17 protein-coding genes are annotated in these 18928 nt (G+C 55.5%); 2 read left to right on the top strand and 15 right to left on the bottom strand.

Features of this window, described 5'->3' with window-relative positions; all coding sequences use genetic code 11:
* The first annotated feature begins 237 nt into the window (after positions 1-237).
* On the top strand, positions 238-1557 hold the full coding sequence (locus NMC31_RS08840) for an MFS transporter (protein ID WP_253897663.1): 1320 nt from the start codon (positions 238-240) through the stop codon (positions 1555-1557).
* Between the two features lie 62 nt (positions 1558-1619).
* Here NMC31_RS08840 and hrpA read toward each other — a convergent pair whose 3' ends face one another.
* A complete protein-coding gene (hrpA, locus tag NMC31_RS08835) occupies positions 1620-5522 on the bottom strand; it encodes an ATP-dependent RNA helicase HrpA (RefSeq protein WP_253897662.1) in 3903 nt (1300 codons plus the stop codon).
* A gap of 238 nt (positions 5523-5760) precedes the next feature.
* On the opposite strand from hrpA, the gene azoR reads away from it, so the two are divergent.
* Positions 5761-6366 (top strand): FMN-dependent NADH-azoreductase, encoded by a 606-nt coding sequence (azoR, locus tag NMC31_RS08830; RefSeq protein ID WP_108474155.1) that lies wholly within the window; start codon positions 5761-5763, stop codon positions 6364-6366.
* Positions 6367-6406: 40 nt separating this feature from the next.
* Here the strand turns inward: azoR and NMC31_RS08825 are convergent, their stop codons facing one another.
* The 14 genes from NMC31_RS08825 to paaA form a co-directional block, all read right to left on the bottom strand.
* A complete protein-coding gene (locus tag NMC31_RS08825) occupies positions 6407-7279 on the bottom strand; it encodes an aldo/keto reductase family oxidoreductase (RefSeq protein ID WP_253897661.1) in 873 nt (290 codons plus the stop codon).
* 214 nt (positions 7280-7493) lie between these two features.
* The gene (gene paaY / locus NMC31_RS08820) at positions 7494-8090 is read right to left on the bottom strand and encodes a phenylacetic acid degradation protein PaaY (protein WP_253897660.1); all 597 of its coding nucleotides are present in this window, start codon (positions 8088-8090) and stop codon (positions 7494-7496) included.
* Positions 8071-9036, bottom strand: coding sequence for a phenylacetic acid degradation operon negative regulatory protein PaaX (gene paaX / locus NMC31_RS08815; protein WP_253897659.1), 966 nt, complete (start codon positions 9034-9036; stop codon positions 8071-8073). The genes paaY and paaX overlap by 20 nt, the downstream gene beginning before the upstream one ends.
* Before the next feature lie 141 nt (positions 9037-9177).
* Positions 9178-10491, bottom strand: a complete 1314-nt coding sequence (gene paaK, locus NMC31_RS08810; RefSeq protein ID WP_253897658.1) for a phenylacetate--CoA ligase PaaK — start codon at positions 10489-10491, stop codon at positions 9178-9180.
* Between the two features lie 28 nt (positions 10492-10519).
* The gene (gene pcaF, locus NMC31_RS08805; protein WP_253897657.1) at positions 10520-11725 is read right to left on the bottom strand and encodes a 3-oxoadipyl-CoA thiolase; all 1206 of its coding nucleotides are present in this window, start codon (positions 11723-11725) and stop codon (positions 10520-10522) included.
* A complete protein-coding gene (paaI, locus tag NMC31_RS08800; protein WP_436649924.1) occupies positions 11725-12144 on the bottom strand; it encodes a hydroxyphenylacetyl-CoA thioesterase PaaI in 420 nt (139 codons plus the stop codon). Before paaI ends, pcaF begins: the two co-directional genes overlap by 1 nt.
* Positions 12137-13552 carry a 3-hydroxyacyl-CoA dehydrogenase PaaH gene (gene paaH / locus NMC31_RS08795; protein WP_253897656.1) on the bottom strand — a complete coding sequence of 472 codons (1416 nt, stop codon included), beginning with the start codon at positions 13550-13552 and terminating at the stop codon, positions 12137-12139. Before paaH ends, paaI begins: the two co-directional genes overlap by 8 nt.
* 3 nt (positions 13553-13555) lie before the next feature.
* A complete protein-coding gene (gene paaG, locus NMC31_RS08790; protein ID WP_253897655.1) occupies positions 13556-14344 on the bottom strand; it encodes a 2-(1,2-epoxy-1,2-dihydrophenyl)acetyl-CoA isomerase PaaG in 789 nt (262 codons plus the stop codon).
* Positions 14345-14346: 2 nt separating this feature from the next.
* On the bottom strand, positions 14347-15114 hold the full coding sequence (paaF, locus tag NMC31_RS08785; protein WP_253897654.1) for a 2,3-dehydroadipyl-CoA hydratase PaaF: 768 nt from the start codon (positions 15112-15114) through the stop codon (positions 14347-14349).
* Positions 15111-16181 carry a 1,2-phenylacetyl-CoA epoxidase subunit PaaE gene (gene paaE, locus NMC31_RS08780; RefSeq protein ID WP_253897653.1) on the bottom strand — a complete coding sequence of 357 codons (1071 nt, stop codon included), beginning with the start codon at positions 16179-16181 and terminating at the stop codon, positions 15111-15113. Before paaE ends, paaF begins: the two co-directional genes overlap by 4 nt.
* A 7-nt stretch (positions 16182-16188) precedes the next feature.
* Entirely contained in the window at positions 16189-16686 is a 498-nt protein-coding gene (gene paaD / locus NMC31_RS08775; RefSeq protein WP_149465044.1) for a 1,2-phenylacetyl-CoA epoxidase subunit PaaD, read from the bottom strand.
* 13 nt (positions 16687-16699) lie between these two features.
* The gene (paaC, locus tag NMC31_RS08770) at positions 16700-17452 is read right to left on the bottom strand and encodes a 1,2-phenylacetyl-CoA epoxidase subunit PaaC (RefSeq protein ID WP_253897652.1); all 753 of its coding nucleotides are present in this window, start codon (positions 17450-17452) and stop codon (positions 16700-16702) included.
* Positions 17453-17460: 8 nt separating this feature from the next.
* On the bottom strand, positions 17461-17748 hold the full coding sequence (paaB, locus tag NMC31_RS08765) for a 1,2-phenylacetyl-CoA epoxidase subunit PaaB (RefSeq protein ID WP_015964556.1): 288 nt from the start codon (positions 17746-17748) through the stop codon (positions 17461-17463).
* 11 nt (positions 17749-17759) lie between these two features.
* A complete protein-coding gene (paaA, locus tag NMC31_RS08760; protein WP_253897651.1) occupies positions 17760-18689 on the bottom strand; it encodes a 1,2-phenylacetyl-CoA epoxidase subunit PaaA in 930 nt (309 codons plus the stop codon).
* Between the last annotated feature and the right edge of the window lie 239 nt (positions 18690-18928).

The raw sequence follows: 18928 nt of genomic DNA, 5'->3' as shown, positions 1-18928 counted from the left end.
TCACCAATATCACGCCAAAACAGAGAACATAAAACCATCAATCATTCACTTTGCGAATAATTCAATCATCAAAATGCCTGGCTTTTGCGTATAAATCCCCTGTTCACCCTTGCTAAAAATAGCACCCGCCTCTAAGTTGCTTAACAAACAAGCAACCTTTTTAACACATTGCAGGTTGCACCTTTGAGGTATCAGGTGGCACCTGATTTTAACTTAATGTGGCGGGAGTTTTCCTTCATGACGACGCAAGAAAGCAGCAGTACGATCCTGAAAAAAAACAAACGGGTCTTGATTGCCAGTTTGACCGGCAGCTCCATTGAATGGTTTGATTATTTTCTGTACGGCACAGCCGCTGCGCTGGTGTTTAATAAAATCTTCTTCCCGATGGTTGATCCGGTTATTGGACTCATCCTCTCATACCTTTCCTTCTCGCTAACGTTCTTTATTCGCCCGATTGGCGGCGTACTCTTTGCCCATATTGGCGACCGTATTGGCCGCAAAAAAACGCTGGTGTTGACGCTCTCGCTGATGGGCGGTGCAACCGTCATGATCGGTCTGCTGCCCACTTACGATCAAATTGGCATCTGGGCACCCATTCTGCTGATTCTGATGCGTATTATCCAGGGAATGGGAATTGGCGGTGAATGGGGCGGCGCATTGCTGCTGGCCTATGAATATGCGCCAGAAAAACGTAAAGGATTTTTCGGCAGCATTCCGCAAGCGGGCGTGACGATTGGCATGCTGATGGCGACCTTTATCGTGTCGTTAATGACGCTATTCAGCGAGGAGCAGTTCCTCTCCTGGGGCTGGCGCATTCCGTTCCTGATGAGCGCCGTGCTGGTGTTACTGGGGCTGTGGATCCGTAAAGATATCGATGAGACGCCAGAGTTTAAGAAGGTGAAGCAGTCCGGTCAGGTGGCGAAAGCGCCGTTGCGCGACACACTGACGCATCACTGGCGTGAAGTGTTGATTGCGGCGGGTCTAAAAGTTGTCGAAACTGCGCCGTTCTATATTTTCTCAACCTTCATTGTGAGTTATGCCACCACCACCCTCGCCTACCAGAAATCGCAAGTTCTGGAGGCCGTCACCCTCGGTGCACTGGTTGCGACGGTGATGATTCCGCTGATGGGATTGTTGTCTGACAAAATTGGTCGCAAACGCATGTACGCGGTGAGCGTCGCGCTGCTGGGCCTGTTTATCGTACCGTGGTTTATGCTGCTGGACACCGGCACTACCTGGGCGATTATGCTGGCCACCGTCGTGATGTTCGGTATTCTCTGGGCACCGATCACCGCCGTGTTGGGCACACTGTGTTCAGAAATTTTTAGCGCTAACGTGCGCTACACCGGCATTACGTTGGGTTATCAGATTGGCGCTGCGCTGGCGGGCGGTACCGCCCCGCTTATCGCAACGGGCCTGCTGGCGAAATACGACGGCGATTGGGTTCCGGTTGCCTGGTATTTGGGCGCAACGGTCACTATCTCGCTGATTGCCATTTTCTTTGCCAGCCGCAGCCATCGAATTGATGCGGTGAATGCGCAGACGTCAGGGTTGTAATCATGCTTTATGCGGCCCGATACGCAACGCGTATCGGGCCGTACTTATCATGGTAATCTCACCTACGCGCTAATCTGCTCCATCGCCTGCAACACGCGTTTATCGGAAATGGGGTACGGCGTCCCCAGCTGCTGAGCAAAGAAACTGACGCGCAGCTCTTCAATCATCCAGCGGATTTCCTGCACATCATCGTCATCCCGACGGGCTGGTGGCAGTTTATTCAACCACTGCTGCCAGGCCTGCTGCACGCTTTCCACCTTCAGCATCTGCGCACGGTCACGGTGCGGGTCGATGGCCAGTTTTTCCAGTCGTTTCTCAATCGCCTGCAAATAGCGCAGCGTATCACCCAGGCGTTTGAAACCGTTGCCGGTGACAAAACCGCGATAAACCAGCCCGCCCATCTGCGCTTTAATATCCGACAGGCCCAGCGCCATGGTCATATCCACACGCCCTTTCAGACGTTTGTTGATATTGAAGACCGCCGTCAGGATCTGTTCGACCTGTTTGGCGATTTCGACGACGGTTTCATTCAGTTCAGCTCGTACTTTATCGTGCAGCTTCGTGAAGCCTTCTTCAGTCCATACCGGGCCACCCGCATCATCGATCAGCTTATCAACACCGCAGGAGATGCAGTCATCAATGAGATCCAGCACTTTACCGTATGGGTTAAAGTAGAGTCCCAGCTTGGCTTTGTTCGGCAATTTCTCATGCAGATATTTAATTGGCGACGGAATGTTCAGCAGGAGCAAGCGACGTAAACCACGCCACATAGCCTGCTGTTGTTCCTGCGGATTATCAAAAAGCTTAATCGCTACGCTTTCACGCTCATCGACCAGCGCAGGCCAGGCCTTCACTTTGTAGTTGCCACGTTTCTGCTCGTAGTGATCGGGTAAATTACCGAAGCTCCAGATATGCAACCCGCTTTGCTCGATACCATCATCGGCAACGGCGGAAAGCGTTTCCTGAACTTTCCCTTTAAGCGTATCTTTCAGCGCCTGGAGGGAACGCCCTTCCTGAAGTTTCTTGTTTTTGTCATCCACCACCCGGAATGTGACTTTCAGGTGATCGGGTACCTGATCCCACTGCCAGGCGTCGCGGTCAACGGTGACCCCGGTCATACGGCGCAGTTCGCGCTCCAGGCTGTCGAGCAATGGCAGTTCCAGCGGCGTGACGCGACCTAAGAATGCTTCCGCATAGTTAGGCGCAGGCACAAAGTTACGACGCACTGGTTTCGGCAACGATTTAATCAGCGCGATAATCAGTTCACGACGCAGGCCAGGGATCTGCCACTCGAACCCGCTCTCCTCCACCTGGTTGAGCAGCGGCAGGGGAATGTGTACGGTAACGCCGTCCGCATCTGCCCCGGGCTCAAACTGATAGCTCAGGCGTAGCTTAAGATTGCCCTGATGCCAGAAGTTGGGGTAGTCAAGCTTGCTGACTTTCTCCGCCCCCTCTTTAATCAGCATGCTCTTTTCAAAGTTGAGCAAATCCGGCGTTTCGCGGCTGGCCTTTTTCCACCAGTTATCAAAATGACGAGCGGAGATGACATCGTGGCTGATGCGCTGGTCGTAAAACTCAAACAGCGTTTCGTCATCAACCAGAATGTCGCGACGACGCGATTTGTGCTCAAGTTCTTCAATTTCACTGCGCAGTTTCAGGTTATCGCGGAAGAACGCATGACGTGTCTGCCAGTCGCCTTCCACCAGCGCATGGCGAATAAACAGCTCACGGCACAGCGCCGGGTCAATCTGGCTGTAGTTCACCTTACGCGCGGCAACGATCGGCAACCCGTATACGGTCACTTTCTCGGTCGCCATAACTGCGCCCTGCGCTCGCTCCCAGTGCGGCTCACTGTAAGAACGTTTAATCAGATGCTGAGCAACCGGTTCTACCCATTCCGGATCGATGCGCGCGGCAATACGTCCCCACAGACGGCTGGTTTCGACCAGTTCGGCAACCATGGTCCATTTCGGCGGTTTTTTGAATAAACCAGAACCAGGGAATATCGAAAAGCGCGCATTACGTGCGCCGGTAAATTCCTGTTTATCAGCATCTTTCATACCGATATGGGAAAGCAGACCGGTGAGCAGCGCGATATGAATTTCGCGATATTGCGCCGGTTCGCTGTTGACCGGAATACCCAGTTCTTTCACCACCTGGCGCAGTTGGGTGTAAATATCCTGCCATTCGCGTACGCGCAAATAGTTAAGGAAATCCGTGCGGCACTGGCGGCGGAAGGCATTCGATGACAGCGCCTTTTGCTGCTCGCCGAGGTAATTCCACAGGTTCACGAACGCGAGGAAGTCAGATTCTTTGTCATGGAATCGGCGATGTTTTTCATCCGACGCCTGCTGTTTATCCATCGGACGTTCGCGCGGATCCTGGATAGACAAGGCCGAGGTAATAATCATCGCTTCGCGCACGCAGCCATGTTTTTGCGCTTCCAGCACCATACGCGCCAGACGCGGGTCAACCGGCAGTTGTGACAGCTGGCGCCCAAGTGGGGTCAGTTTATAGGCGGTTTGCTGTTCGTCCGTGGTGATTGCGCCGAGCTCTTCCAGCAGACGCACACCATCCTGAATATTACGTTTATCCGGCGCTTCGACAAACGGGAAAGCGGCAATATCTCCGAGCCCCAGCGCGGTCATCTGCAAAATAACCGAGGCCAGGTTGGTACGCAGAATCTCCGGATCGGTAAATTCCGGGCGCGACAGGAAATCATCTTCCGAATAGAGTCGAATACAGATACCTTCCGAGACACGCCCACAGCGGCCTTTACGCTGGTTTGCGGATGCCTGGGACACTTGCTCAATCGGCAGTCGTTGCACTTTGGTGCGGAAGCTGTAGCGGCTGATGCGCGCGGTACCCGGGTCGATAACGTATTTTATGCCCGGTACGGTCAGCGAGGTTTCGGCGACGTTGGTCGCCAGAACAATGCGACGCCCGCTATGCGACTGGAAGACGCGATTCTGTTCACTGTTGGAGAGTCGCGCATACAACGGCAGGATCTCCGTATGGCGCAGATCCCGCTTGCTGAGCGCATCGGCGGTATCGCGAATTTCACGCTCCCCGCTCATAAAGATCAGGATGTCGCCCGCACTCTCCCGTCCCAGTTCATCCACGGCGTCAAAAATGGCCTGTAACTGGTCGCGTTCCGTATCATCCGCCTCTTCGACAATCGGGCGATAACGCACTTCCACCGGATAGGTACGCCCTGAAACTTCGATAATCGGCGCATTATTAAAGTGGCGCGAGAAGCGTTCCGGGTCGATGGTTGCCGAAGTGATGATAATTTTCAGATCAGGACGGCGCGGCAGTAGCTCTTTCAGGTAACCGAGCAAAAAGTCGATGTTCAGACTGCGTTCGTGCGCTTCATCGATAATGATGGTGTCGTACTGCATCAACAGACGGTCCTGCTGGATTTCTGCCAGCAGAATACCGTCGGTCATCAGCTTGACCATTGTGTTGTCACTGACGTGATCGCTAAAACGAACTTTATAACCGATGCAACCGCCCGGCTCCGTTTTCAGTTCTTCCGCAATACGGTTCGCCACAGTACGCGCCGCCAGACGACGCGGCTGGGTATGGCCAATCAGGCCTTTTATGCCGCGCCCCAGCTCCATACAAATCTTCGGTAACTGGGTAGTTTTCCCGGAACCCGTTTCCCCGGCGACAATCACCACCTGGTTGTCGCGCACCGCCTCCAGAATATCCTGTTTTTTCTGGCTAACCGGCAGGTTATCTGGATAAGTGATATCCGGACGTGCGGCTTCGCGCAGCAGGACTTTACCTGCTGCCAGTTCAATCTCTTTCGCCATTTCCTGGTAAATGGCCTGTTGTGCATCAGGATTTTTAACCTTCTTCACACCGTGCAGGCGACGGGCAAAGCGCTGTTTATCGCGCAGCGTTAATGCATTGAGTTGCTGATTCAGCGTCGCGAAGGTGATTTTTTGTTGTTCTGTCATAGCGTTATCGGGCATCTGTGTGCCGGAAATGTTCTCGTCATATGTTCCCTCCAGAATACCACACCAGGCCTGATACCGAACGGTTTTCCCGGTGTGCGGTATAGAAAGGAAAATCAGTTGTTCAAAAAAATCGAACAGAGGATTCGATATATTGCGCTATCCCTGTGGCAGGATTGTGAATAAAGTGTCTGCAAGCAACCGGGCAAGGCCCGTCACTCAAAGTATAAAGGAAACACCCATGAGCAAAGTATTGGTTCTGAAATCCAGCATCCTGGCAGGCTACTCCCAGTCTAATCAGCTGTCCGACTATTTTGTTGAACAGTGGCGTGAAAAACACAGCGCGGATGAAATCACCGTTCGTGACCTGGCCGCTAACCCGGTGCCGGTGCTGGATGGCGAACTGGTTGGCGCACTGCGTCCAAGCGATTCCCCGCTGACGCCGCGTCAACAGGAAGCACTGGCGCTGTCTGACGAGCTGATTGCTGAACTGAAAGCCCACGACGTTATCGTGATTGCAGCACCGATGTACAACTTCAACATCTCTACCCAGCTGAAAAACTATTTTGACCTGGTTGCTCGCGCTGGCGTGACCTTCCGTTACACCGAGAAAGGTCCTGAAGGCCTGGTTACCGGTAAGAAAACCGTGGTGATCACCAGCCGTGGCGGGATTCATAAAGATACCCCGACCGACCAGGTGACTCCGTACCTGTCTACCTTCCTGGGCTTTATTGGCCTGACCGACGTGAAATTCGTCTTTGCTGAAGGTATCGCGTATGGCCCGGAAATGGCGGCCAAAGCGCAGGCAGATGCAAAAGCGGCAATTGACGCCGTGGTTGCAGCGTAAGATTTAAGAGGCCTCCCGCGAAATCGGGAGGCCTTTTTATTTAACCCGCATTTTTCGCAATGCTGTTAAGCGTAGCCAGCACGTCATCAGTTAGCACTAATTCCCCCGCCGCCATATTTTCCCGCAAATGCCCCACTGAAGAAGTACCTGGAATCAACAGGATATTCGGCGAACGTTGCAATAACCACGCCAGCGCCACCTGCATCGGCGTCGCACCAAGGCTTGCAGCCACATCCGAAAGCGTTGACGATTGCAGCGGCGTAAAACCACCGAGCGGGAAGAACGGCACGTAGGCGATACCGTCACGCGCCAGCGCGTCAATCAACGCGTCGTCGGCACGGTGTGCGATGTTGTATTCGTTCTGCACGCAGACGATTTCCGCAATTTTACGCGCTTCAGCCACCTGCGTCGGTGTAACGTTGCTCAGGCCGATATGTTTCACCAGCCCCTGCTGTTGCAGTTCCGCCAGCACGGTAAAGTTGGCTTCGATCGACCCTTCTGCCGGGCCGTGACCATCGCCGAGCATTACGCGCAGGTTAACCACATCCAGCACGTCCAGGCCAAGGTTACGCAGGTTATCGTGTACTGCTTGCTTGAGCTCCTCAGGGGAAAACGCCGGAAGCCATGAAGCATCGTTCCCGCGACGCGCGCCAATTTTGGTGACAATCGTCAGGTCATCCGGATACGGATGCAGGGCTTCACGGATAATCTGGTTTGTCACGTGTGGGCCATAAAAGTCACTGGTGTCGATATGATTCACACCCAGCGCCAGCGCTTCACGCAATACTGTAATAGCAACATGGCGATCTTTTGGCGGCCCAAAGACACCGGGGCCTGCCAGTTGCATCGCGCCATAACCCAGTCGTTTTACCGATTTTGAACCAAGAGTAAACGTACCACTGTTGTTGCTCATAACACCCTGTCCTGTTTAAGGCAGATTAAGAGCCCACAGTATAGAAATGAACGCGCGGGGAGGAAATGTGTAATAAATGCGAATGTGTAAAAAAATGCCGGATGAGCACAACGCCTGAGCCGGCACACACATTATTGCCCGGTGGCGCTGCGCTTACCGGGCCTACAGGTACATTACCCGTAGACAAAACAAACCAATAATTTTTCTACGCGGATTAACGTGCTGATTTCGGTCGTAAGCTTTCGTCGAAGGTCAGTCGTTTTCGTCCTTCCTCCACCGCCCGTAACGGTTCAACCTGATGCATGGTTTTCTTACAGCGTTCCACCAGCACCTGATATTCCCGTGTACCCTGTTTTTTCCACGCCATTTCCTGCTCACTGAGCTCGCGAATGGCTTTCGCGGGGCTACCGATAATCAGGTGATTCGCAGGCATCTCTGCTTTGGCTTTCACAAATGCTGCCGCGCCGACAATACTGTTTTCACCGATCACCGCGCCGTCCATCACTACAGCATTCATCCCAACAAGTGCGTTACGGCGTACGACGCAACCGTGCAGAATGGCGCTATGACCAATATGCCCGTCCTCTTCCACAACGGTGTCTTGCTCCGGAAAACCGTGCATCACACAGTTATCCTGAATGTTCGCGCCATCTTTAATGACAATGCGACCAAAGTCGCCGCGCAGGCTGGCGTTTGGCCCAACGTATACACCTTTACCCAGGATGACGTCGCCAATTAATACGGCGGTAGGATGCACATAGCTCTCGTCCGGCACCACCGGGGTTAAGCCGTCAATCTGATACACTGGCATAAGACCTCCCTTCACTCACCGGCAACCCGCCAAATCGTTGATAGAACAGCGTTCCCGGTGAAGGCAGTTCGCCGACCGGGGTTTCGCCTTTTTCGCTGACAAAAGCCAGCGCGGCAGGTGCCACACGTTGATAAATATTGATACAGAGCTGGCGCGCCGAGCCGCCGAGCCAATGCGCCGGAAGCAATTCCTCCGGCAGCAATGGATCTTTCAGCACCACGCGGCGATAAAAGTGAATCAAGAGCAGTTGGATCTGGAAGCAGCGTTCAGGCGTGAGTTCATCTGCATCCACCTCACGCAGCAGCGGCAGCAGTGGGCGGAACAACTGGATAAACATGTCGTACATGGCGTTCTGTTCGGTCAGTTGCCAGCACTCTTCCACACGGGCTCTTAACGCCGCACGCGACAACGCCAGTGGGGAATGCGCTTCAAAGCAGATGACGTTTTCCGCCACACCCGCTTCATGCAGCAGTGATTGCACATCCGCCAGTTTTTGTGATGGAGAGGCCATCAGGCTGGGTGCTAACGTGCCAAACCCTTGCCAGATAAGCTGTTTTTTGACGTCTGAAAGTGTTGCGCGATCCAGACCTTCTGAGAGTAACAACAGCCAGGTGCCATCCCAGGTCGGCGTTTCCGCACGATAAATTTTATTTTCCGCCCGGCGAGTTAAGCGCTGGCCTTTATCACTCAGGCGATAAAAGCTGCGGCGGCCGATGCGTTCCACATCCAGCCAGCCCTCTTTATTGAGGCGAAACAACGCGGTACGGACAAAACGTTCCCCAAATCCCAGGCCTTCGAGCATTGCCGCCAGGCTACCCAGCCAGACAGTACCGCCGCGATGCAACAGGGAATCACCATACAGCGAGGCGATCAGCGACGTGCCGCTAATGGGCACCGATGACACGGCCTGTTGAATGAAGGTATCGATTTTACTCATCTGATTCATCCTGTTGTTATTGTTTTGATTTATGAATCATAGCATAGGTTTCCCCTCACCCCGGCCCTCTCCCAAAGGGAGAGGGAGAAGACCGCTGCAGACTGTTCCCTCTCCCTATGGGAGAGGGTTAGGGTGAGGGGTAAGGTGTTATCAGACGTTAGCAATCTTACGCAAATCAAACACTCTGCACGCTTTGCCTTCGGAACGCGGGATCGCGCCGCAGTTAACGATCGTCACATCGGTGGAAATCCCGACCATCGATTTAATGCGGTGACGCAACTGGTGGCACACCTGACAGCGCTGTTCGTGGCTCAGGTACAAGCTACTCTCTTTGAGCTCCACCTGAATCGACAGCGAATCAAGATGACCGCGACGATTCACTTCCAACTGGTAATGCGGTGAAAGATGTTCAAACTTCACAATCTCTTCTTCCAGTTGAGACGGGAAGACATTCACACCGCGAATAATCAGCATGTCATCGCTGCGCCCGCTGATGCGATCCATACGACGCATGGTACGTGCGGTACCCGGCAACAGACGCGTCAGATCGCGGGTGCGATAACGAATCACCGGCAGCGCTTCTTTGGTCAACGTCGTAAACAGCAGTTCACCATGTTCGCCGTCATTCAGCACCGTGCCATCGTTCGGGTTCACAATTTCTGGATAGAAGTGATCTTCCCAGATGGTCGGACCATCGGCGGTTTCGATACACTCCATCGCCACGCCCGGCCCCATCACTTCAGACAGGCCATAGATATCCAGCGCGGTAATACCCAGACGACGCTCAATCTCTTTACGCATCGCCATCGTCCACGGCTCCGCGCCAAACACGCCGACGCGCAGGGAACACTGGGTCGCATCACCGCCCATCTGGCGTTCCAGTTCTTCAATCAGATTCAGGCAGTAAGATGGCGTGACCATAATCATATCCGGCTGGAAATCGCGGATAAGCTGTGCCTGCTTCTCGGTCTGACCACCGGACATCGGAATAACCGTTGCCCCCAGACGTTCCGCGCCATAGTGCGCGCCCAGCCCGCCGGTGAACAGACCATAACCGTAAGCAACGTGGATTTTATCTTTCGGCGTGCCGCCTGCCGCGCGCAGAGAACGCGCCACAATATCGGCCCAGGTACTGATGTCATTTTGAGTGTAACCGACCACCGTCGGTTTACCGGTGGTGCCGGAAGAGGCATGTACGCGCACCACTTGCTCCATCGGTACGGCAAACATGCCGAACGGATAGTTGTCACGCAGATCCTGCTTAGTGGTACACGGGAATTTTTCGATGTCTTTCAGTTCGTTGAAATCATCAGGGTGAACGCCTGCTTCATCGAATTTGCGGCGATACATCGGCACATTTTCGTAGGCGTGTTTCAGCGTCCATTTCAGGCGTTGCGTTTGCAGTGCCTGCAGTTCGTCCAGCGATGCTTTTTCGATTGGGTCCAGCTTTGTATTTGTTGTCATTATAGGGTACTCGCAGGTAAAAATTAGCTCACACACGCTCCAGGATCATGGCAATGCCCTGACCCACACCAACACACATCGTACACAGGGCATAGCGGCCCTGACGGCGCTGCAGCTCGAGGCTGGCGGTAAGTGCCAGTCTCGCGCCGCTCATACCTAACGGATGGCCTAAGGCGATGGCGCCTCCGTTGGGGTTAATATGCGGCGCCTCGTCCGGCAGCCCTAACTGTCTGAGCACGCCCAGCGCCTGCGCGGCGAAGGCTTCATTCAGCTCGATAACATCCATATCGGTGATACTTAAACCTGCACGCTCCAGCACTTTACGCACCGCAGGTACCGGGCCCAGCCCCATCAGACGCGGCTCAACGCCCGCCGTCGCCATGGCAACGATACGCGCACGCGGCGTCAGCCCCTGCGCGATGGCCTGCTGTTCACTGGCGATGATCAGTGCCGCCGCGCCATCGTTTACACCTGAGGCATTGCCTGCCGTGATCACGCCATTCGCGCGGAACGGCGCTTTCAGTTTGCCCAGCTGTTCCAGCGTGGTTTCCGGGCGCAGATGTTCGTCATCCAGCACCTCAGTAAACGTGCCTTTTTTGCCTGGCACCCGCACCGCGACAATCTCTTCAGCAAACACGCCATCACGCTGCGCTTTCGCGGCACGCTGTTGGCTGCGATAAGCGAAAGCATCCTGATCGTCACGGCTAATTTTTAACAATTCAGCTACATTCTCCGCCGTTTCCGGCATGCTGTCAGTTCCAAATTGTTGCTGCATGAGCGGGTTCACAAAACGCCAGCCGATGGTGGTATCAAACATCTCGGCCTGACGCTGGAAAGGCGCAGTGGCCTTGCCCATCACAAACGGCGCACGCGACATCGATTCCACGCCGCCCGCCACCATCAGGTCTGAATCACCAGCTTTAATCGCGCGGGCCGCAAAGCCAATCGCATCGAGACCCGATCCGCAAAGGCGGTTAATGGTGGTACCGGAAACATCCTGCGGGTAGCCCGCCAGCAGCAGCGCCATACGCGCCACATCGCGGTTATCTTCCCCGGCCTGGTTAGCACAACCGAGGATCACATCATCAATACGCGTTGGGTCGAGCTTTGGGTTACGTGCCAGCAGTTCACGCAGCGGCACGGCGGCGAGGTCGTCGGCACGGACACCCGACAGCGCGCCCGCATAGCGGCCAATTGGGGTACGAATTCCGTCACAAATAAATGCATCACGCATCAGGCTTCTCCTGTTACCGTGCCGCCGATGCGGTGGGATTTACCGCGAAACAGGGCTACCGTTTTTTGTTGTTGGTTTACGATTTCAATGTCATAGACGCCGGTCTGTTTGCCCTGATGTTTTACCCGGGCAGTGGCGGTGAGTTTGTCACCCGCAAAGCCAGGTCGCAGGAAATCTATCGAGCAGGCCGATGCCACCGCCGCCAGCCCCTGGCTGTTACAGGCGTAAGCGAAAGCGGTATCCGCCAGTGAAAACAGCTGCCCGCCGTGGCAGGTCTGGTGACCGTTCAGCATCTGCGGCGCGACGGTCATGGTGAGCACCGCAAAACCATCGTCCATTTCGATAATGTTGATACCCAGGGCCTGTGCGCAGGTGTCGCGCTCATACATCGCATGGGCATTACGCCAGGCGTTATTCATGATGGCTCTCCAGTAGCGCGCGCTGGCGCAGTAAGGAACTCGGGCGATAACGCTCTTCACCGTAGTGGGCTTGCAGGTTTTCCAGTACGCGCAGCACGTTGTTCCAGCCCAGTTCTGCACCCCACTGTAACGGCCCCTTCGGGTAGTTCACGCCAAGGCGCATCGCCGTATCGATATCCTGTTCACTGGCAACGTGTTTCTGTACAGCATCCAGCGCTTCGTTCGCCAGCATGGCGACCGTGCGCCATACCAACAACCCCGGATAATCCGCGATTTGTAGCACTTTGTTGCCCTGCTGCTGGAAGTAATACACCGCTTTATCCGTGTCGGCCTGAGCATTGGTCTGCGCGGCAGCGAGCACCACCACATCCCCCTCGATGCGGTCAAATACCACAACCGGGCGCTGATGACGCATTGCCAGCGCCAGCGCGGTTTCGCCTTGTGTTTCAATCAGCAGGAGATCGCCAATTGTGACACTGTCACCATTTTCTGTAATCTCACCTGGAACGGCTAAAACCTCAGGCAGATACGGTTCAGAGCCGGCTTCCACCGGCCAGCGATACACGCCCTGCCCACTCTTCTTGCCCAATCGCCCGCCCAGCACCAGTTCCTGTTGCAGCAGCGACGGTAAGAAGCGGCGATCCTGCCAGAAGGCATTAAATACTGAACTGGTGACCGCAAAGTTCACGTCATGACCAATCATGTCGGTCAGTGCCAGCGGGCCCATCGGGAAGCCGCCGCCTTCACGCAGCGCCGCATCAATGACGTCTGGTGCCGCAACCTGTTCTTCCAGCGCGCGCCAGGCTTCGGCGTAGAATGGACGCGCGATGCGGTTAACAATAAAGCCCGGCGTTGAGCGGCAGCGCACCGGCGTTTTGCCCCACGCAGACACGCAGTTGCACAGGGTGTCAGCCACTTCCTGCGACGTCGCCAGCCCACTCACCACTTCCACCAGCTTCATCACCGGTGCCGGGTTAAAGAAGTGCAGCCCCGCGACGCGTTCCGGGTAGCGAATATCTGCCGCGATAGCCGTGATAGAAATGGAAGACGTGTTACTGGTGAGCAACGTTTGCGGCGGGCAGATTTCTGCCAGTTGGCTGAAGAGTGCTTTTTTCACCTCCAGCCGTTCTGAGGCCGCTTCAATCACCAGGTTAGCCGGCGCCAGCGAAGCGATATCCGCCACCGCATAGATTTTTTTCAGCGTTTGATCACACGCGTCGGCACTCAGTTTGCCGCGCGACACGCGGGAGGTCAGACGCTGGCGAATGCCATCAATGGCGCGGGTGAGCGCATCCTGATTAATATCAAACAACAGCACGTCGTGCCCTGCCGCCGCGGCTACCTCCGCGATCCCGGCCCCCATCGTGCCGCTGCCGATCACCGCAACCGTTTTGATTTCATGGTTCATGGCTTATTTCCCGCTGAACTGTGGTGAACGTTTCGCCAGAAACGCACTGACGCCTTCGCGGTAGTCGTCGCTGCGCCCGGCCATACGCTGGAAATCACGTTCCATCTCGAGTTGTTGATCCAGCGTTTGCGTTTCGGACGCCAGCAGCGCCTGCTTGATAAGCCCTAAACCGTAGGTCGGCTGCGTGGCTAAATGGCGTGCCAGCGTCAGGCTGGTATCCGCCAGTTCGGCGTCATCCACCACCTGCCAGATCATGCCCCACTGTTGAGCCTGCTCGGCGCTCATTTTGTCGCCCAGCAGTGCCAGCCCCATGGCGCGTGCACGACCGGCAGTGCGCGGCAGCAGCCAGGTACCACCACAATCAGGCACCAGCCCCAGCTTACTGAACGCCATCACGAAATTGGCTGAACGCGCGGCAATCACCATATCGCAGCCCAGCGCCAGCGTTGCGCCTGCACCTGCCGCGACACCGTTCACCGCAGCAATCACCGGTTTCGGCAGCTTTGCCAGACGGCGCACCAGCGGGTTATAAAAACGTTCAACAGACATCCCCAGATCCGGTGCCGGACCGTTGGGATCGACGTTACGGTCGTTCAGATCCTGCCCGGCACAAAAACCGCGCCCCGCGCCGGTAATCAGCAGGCAGCGGATAGTGTCGTCACGCTCTGCCTGCTTCAGGCATTCGGCCAGTTGCTGATGCATCACGTCGTTAAAGCTGTTGAGACGTTCCGGGCGGTTAAGCGTTATGGTCATTACGCCCTGCTCAACATGACTCAAAATAAAAGCATCCACGATTAACGTCCTTTAAATTCTGGTTGGCGTTTTTGCAGGAAGGCATTAATGCCTTCCTGACGATCTTCGGTTGCACTCAGCAGCGTAAACAGCTGGCGCTCCTGTTGCAGGCCCGCATGCAGCCCCACTTCCTGCGACTGGCGCAGCGCCTGCTTTGCCGCCTGTAATGCCAGCGGTGAATGGCGGGCGATGGTTTTTGCCAGTTTCAGAGCGTATTCGAGGGTTAAACCTGCCGGGTGGACGTCGCTCACCAGCCCGGCCTGCTGCGCCTGATGAACGTCAATCGCTTCACCCGTCAGCACCATACGGCTGGCAAGCGCCTTACCCACGCTGCGAATTAAACGCTGGGTGCCGCCTGCGCCCGGCATAATGCCGAGGGTGATTTCCGGCAGGCCGAAACGGGCGTTATCACCCGCCACCACCGTGTCGCACAACAGCACGAGTTCGCATCCTGCGCCCAGCGCATAGCCGTTAACGGCGGCAATCAGCGGTTTGTTGAAGGCATCGATACGCGCCCATAAACGCGGGCGAATATCGTTGAGCGTGGCGGGCATATCATTGGCCGCCATCTCATTGAGATCTGCACCGGCAGCGAAGAAACGGTCATTGCCGAAGATGACGCAGGCAGAAATTTCCGTATCGCGCGCGGCCTTTTCCAGTTCGCTGGCGATTTGCTCCAGCAAGGCGTTGTTCAGGGCATTGCGCGCCTGTGGGCGATTCAGCGTCAGCAGCAACACGCGCTCGTGGCGCGCAACGATCAGTTCGCTCATGCCATCCCCTTCGCGTCAAAATCAACAATTACGCCATCGCCTTTCGGCAGCGCCTGGCAGCTCAGCACATAGCCCGCGGCCACTTCATCGGGCTCAAGACTGTAGTTGGTTGCCATCTCCACTTCGCCGCGCAACACCTTGCATTTACAGGTAGCGCAGACGCCGCCTTTGCAGGCATACGGCAGGTCAGCGCCCTGACGCAGCGCAGCGTCAAGAATGCTGTCATCCTCTGCATTCAGAGAGATCTGACGGTCACGCCCATCGTGACGAATCGTCACGCTGCGCCCTTCAGCCTGTACGGTAGAGACGCGTTTAAGGGTGCTGCCCGGTGTGTTAAAGCGCTCAAGGTGAATCGCTTTCTCCGGCAGGCCTAATGCGCGCAGCGCGATTTCTGCGTCGTCCATCATCGCCGCCGGGCCACAGATAAACGCTTCATCAATCTGGTCGAACTGCACCAGATTGCGGGCCAGCGCGTGCAGTTTTTCACTGTTGATATGGCCGGACAGCAATTCGCTTTCGACCGTCTCCTGGCTGAAGAGGTTGATCAGCTGTAAACGCTGCGGGTATTTATCTTTCAGGTCTGCCAGCGCCTGACGGAACATCATGCTCTGGCTGCTGCGGTTACCGTAAATCAGCGTGAACTGGCTTTTGGTTTCGGTGTTTAGCGTGGCCTCAATAATCGCCAGCATTGGCGTGATGCCAGAACCGGCGGCAATCGCCAGGTAGCGTGCGGTACGCTCCGCCTGCGGTTGATAGCCGAAATGGCCCTGCGGCACCATCACCTCAAACGCCATACCTTGCTTAATATCACTCTGGGCAAAGCGGGAAAAACGCCCGCCTTCGATGGCTTTTACCGCAACGCTAATCTGCCCCGGCGTACCGGTACGGCAGATGGAGTAGCAGCGGCGCAGTTCTTCACCACCAATGCGGGTTTTCAGCGTCAGGTGCTGACCAGGACGGAAAGCGTAAGCCTCCCGTAACGTGTCGGGTACGGCAAAAGTAATGGTCACCGCATCGCGGGTTTCCGGTTCCACTTTTGCCACCGTAAGCGAATGAAACGTCGTCATGGCAACCTCAAATACATTTGAAATAGTCGAAGGGTTCGCGGCAGCTATCACAGCGGTAAAGCGCCTTGCAGGCCGTCGAACCAAATTCGCTGATAAGCGAGGTATGCGTGCTGCCGCAACGCGGGCAGGTCACATCCTCAGGAACCGATGCGTGGCAGGCGTGGGCCTGCGGCGGGCTGATGCCATACTGGCGTAAGCGTTCACGGGCATCGGCGTTCATCCAGTCGGTAGTCCAGGCAGGGTCGAGTTGCAGCACGATATGCACCGGCGTGAAGCCATGTGCAGTCATCACGTCACGGATAGCGCCAAGCAAATGCTCGGTGGCCGGGCAGCCAGAGTACGTTGGCGTAAAGCCAATCACCCAGCCGTCACCCTGCGGCGCGACGCTGCGCACCATGCCCAAATCGGTGATGGTTAACACCGGCACTTCCGGGTCGGGGATCTCGCTGAGTAAACGCCAGATCTCATGCACTTTCGAGGGTGCTATCGCGGCAATTCGTTGCACTATGACCTCCTGATTACCACTGAAGTGCGGGGTAGATACGTTGCAGATACTGCATTTCCGCCAGCATCGGCCCCAGATGTTCTGTATGCAGACCTTGTTTCCCGCCGGTACGGAAAGGCGTTTCTTCCGGCAGTTGCAGGCAGGCATCGGCAAGCGCGCCGCGTACGGTGGTCTCCCACTCGTCTTTCAGTTCGCGCACATCAACGGCAATGCCCTGCTCAATCAATTCCTGCTCAACGGCATCCACTTCGAACAGTTCGCCGGTAAAGCGCCAGACGTTGTTCAGCGCCTGCTGCATTTTCTGCGCGGAGTCCGGCGTACCGTCACCCATGCGTACCAACCAGCCACGGCTGAATCGCTGGTGATAGCGCACTTCTTTAAGCGATTTGGCGGCGATTGCGGCAATTTGGACATCGCGGCTGTTGACCAGGCGGCTGTATAACGCGACGTGCCAGGCGTCCATCAGAAACTGACGGGCGATGGTATCGGCAAAGTTGCCGTTGGGTTGTTCCACCAGCAGCAGGTTGCTGAACTGGCGCTCTTCGCGACCGTAAGCCAGCGTGTCTTCATCGCCGCTGCCATAGCATTCGGCGGCATAGCTCAGGAAGTTGCGCGCCTGCCCAAGCAGATCGAGGCCAATGTTCGCCAGCGCCAGGTCAATCTCCAGTTCCGGCGCATGGCCGCACCAGGCACCTAAACGCTGCGAGAGGACCAGGCCGTTGTCACCCAGACGCTGGGCATAAATCGCGACAGAATTGTTATTCATCACCCACCTCACATGTGCTCGATGCCATCAGGGATGGTGTAAAACGTCGGGTGGCGGTAGACCTTGCTTTCCGACGGGTCGAAAAACTCACCGCGCTCTTCCGGCTGAGAGGCAACGATCTCGCTCGCCTTCACCACCCAGATTGAGCACCCTTCGTTGCGACGGGTGTACGCGTCGCGCGCGTTTTCCAGTGCCATCGCGTCATCGGCGGCGTGCAGACTGCCAACGTGACGGTGAGACAACCCCTGTTTGCTGCGAACAAAAACTTCATATAACGGCCAGTAAACATTGCTCATGGTGCTTCTCCTTATGCCGCGTTGCGGGTTTGTTGTTTTTGCGCATGCGCCAGCGCGGCTTCCCGCACCCACGCGCCCTCTTCCCAGGCTTTGCGTTTTGCTGCCAGACGTTCGTGGTTACAGATGCCACGACCGTGAATCACGTCGTTGAATTCGTTCCAGTTGATTTCACCAAACTGGTAGTGGCCGGTCGTTTCATCAAAATGAAGATCAGCATCAGGAATGGTCATCCCCAGCATTTCAACCTGCGGGACGGTGTTATCGACAAAGCGCTGACGCAGTTCATCATTGGTAAACAGCTTGATGCGCCACTCCAGGCTCTGGGCACTGTTCGGCGAGTTGTCGTCGTTTGGCCCAAACATCATCAGCGCCGGCCACCAGAAACGGTTGATGGCGTCCTGCAACATCTGACGCTGAGATTCGCTACCCTGCGCCAGCGCCATGCAGGCTTCATGACCCTGACGCTGATGGAAGCTCTCTTCTTTACAGATTTTCACCATTGCACGGGCATATGGACCGTAAGAGGTACGGCACAGCGCCACCTGGTTAACAATCGCCGCGCCGTCGACCAGCCAGCCAATCACGCCGATATCAGCCCAGCTCAGGGTCGGATAGTTAAAGATCGAGGAGTACTTCATGCGCCCATCGAGCATCTTCTGGTAGATGTCTTCACGCGCACAGCCAAGGGTTTCCGCTGCGCTGTAGAGATAGAGGCCGTGCCCCGCTTCATCCTGTACCTTCGCCAGCAGAATGGCTTTACGACGCAGCGTCGGTGCACGGGTGATCCAGTTTCCTTCCGGCAGCATGCCAACAATTTCTGAGTGGGCATGCTGACCAATCTGGCGGATCAGCGTTTTACGGTAGGCGTCCGGCATCCAGTCCTGCGGTTCGATGGCCGTTTCCTGCGCGATGCGCTGGTTAAAGCGTTGTTCTTCTGTCACGTCATCACCTTTTATGATTCTAAAAACATTCACACCACAAACATATGTGAATCACTTTCTTTTCTAAAAGTTACACATTAGTTAAATAAAACCACAAATTTTGTTTGTGCATTATGTGACAGCTCTCGCAAAGCATTTAAATAAAACATTTATTAACAATAATTTGAATCATCATGCAAACCACGCAGCGATCACAATGTTAAAAAAACATTAAAAATCAGCTTGCGATTTATGATTCA

The organism is Pseudocitrobacter vendiensis (assembly GCF_943590815.1).
Lineage (GTDB): Bacteria > Pseudomonadota > Gammaproteobacteria > Enterobacterales > Enterobacteriaceae > Pseudocitrobacter > Pseudocitrobacter vendiensis.
This window is presented reverse-complemented; position numbering and strand designations above follow the sequence as displayed.

What these genes read in the sequence shown, in the direction of transcription:
- paaB (WP_015964556.1), bottom strand. Translation starts at nt 17,748, where the DNA reads ATGAGCAATGTTTACTGGCCGTTATATGAAGTTTTTGTTCGCAGCAAA.
- paaE (WP_253897653.1), bottom strand. Translation starts at nt 16,181, where the DNA reads ATGACGACGTTTCATTCGCTTACGGTGGCAAAAGTGGAACCGGAAACC.
- paaY (WP_253897660.1), bottom strand. Translation starts at nt 8,090, where the DNA reads ATGCCAGTGTATCAGATTGACGGCTTAACCCCGGTGGTGCCGGACGAG.
- paaC (WP_253897652.1), bottom strand. Translation starts at nt 17,452, where the DNA reads ATGAATAACAATTCTGTCGCGATTTATGCCCAGCGTCTGGGTGACAAC.
- azoR (WP_108474155.1), top strand. Translation starts at nt 5,761, where the DNA reads ATGAGCAAAGTATTGGTTCTGAAATCCAGCATCCTGGCAGGCTACTCC.
- paaI (WP_436649924.1), bottom strand. Translation starts at nt 12,144, where the DNA reads ATGAATAACGCCTGGCGTAATGCCCATGCGATGTATGAGCGCGACACC.
- NMC31_RS08825 (WP_253897661.1), bottom strand. Translation starts at nt 7,279, where the DNA reads ATGAGCAACAACAGTGGTACGTTTACTCTTGGTTCAAAATCGGTAAAA.
- pcaF (WP_253897657.1), bottom strand. Translation starts at nt 11,725, where the DNA reads ATGCGTGATGCATTTATTTGTGACGGAATTCGTACCCCAATTGGCCGC.
- paaK (WP_253897658.1), bottom strand. Translation starts at nt 10,491, where the DNA reads ATGACAACAAATACAAAGCTGGACCCAATCGAAAAAGCATCGCTGGAC.
- NMC31_RS08840 (WP_253897663.1), top strand. Translation starts at nt 238, where the DNA reads ATGACGACGCAAGAAAGCAGCAGTACGATCCTGAAAAAAAACAAACGG.
- paaF (WP_253897654.1), bottom strand. Translation starts at nt 15,114, where the DNA reads ATGAGCGAACTGATCGTTGCGCGCCACGAGCGCGTGTTGCTGCTGACG.
- paaX (WP_253897659.1), bottom strand. Translation starts at nt 9,036, where the DNA reads ATGAATCAGATGAGTAAAATCGATACCTTCATTCAACAGGCCGTGTCA.
- paaH (WP_253897656.1), bottom strand. Translation starts at nt 13,552, where the DNA reads ATGAACCATGAAATCAAAACGGTTGCGGTGATCGGCAGCGGCACGATG.
- hrpA (WP_253897662.1), bottom strand. Translation starts at nt 5,522, where the DNA reads ATGACAGAACAACAAAAAATCACCTTCGCGACGCTGAATCAGCAACTC.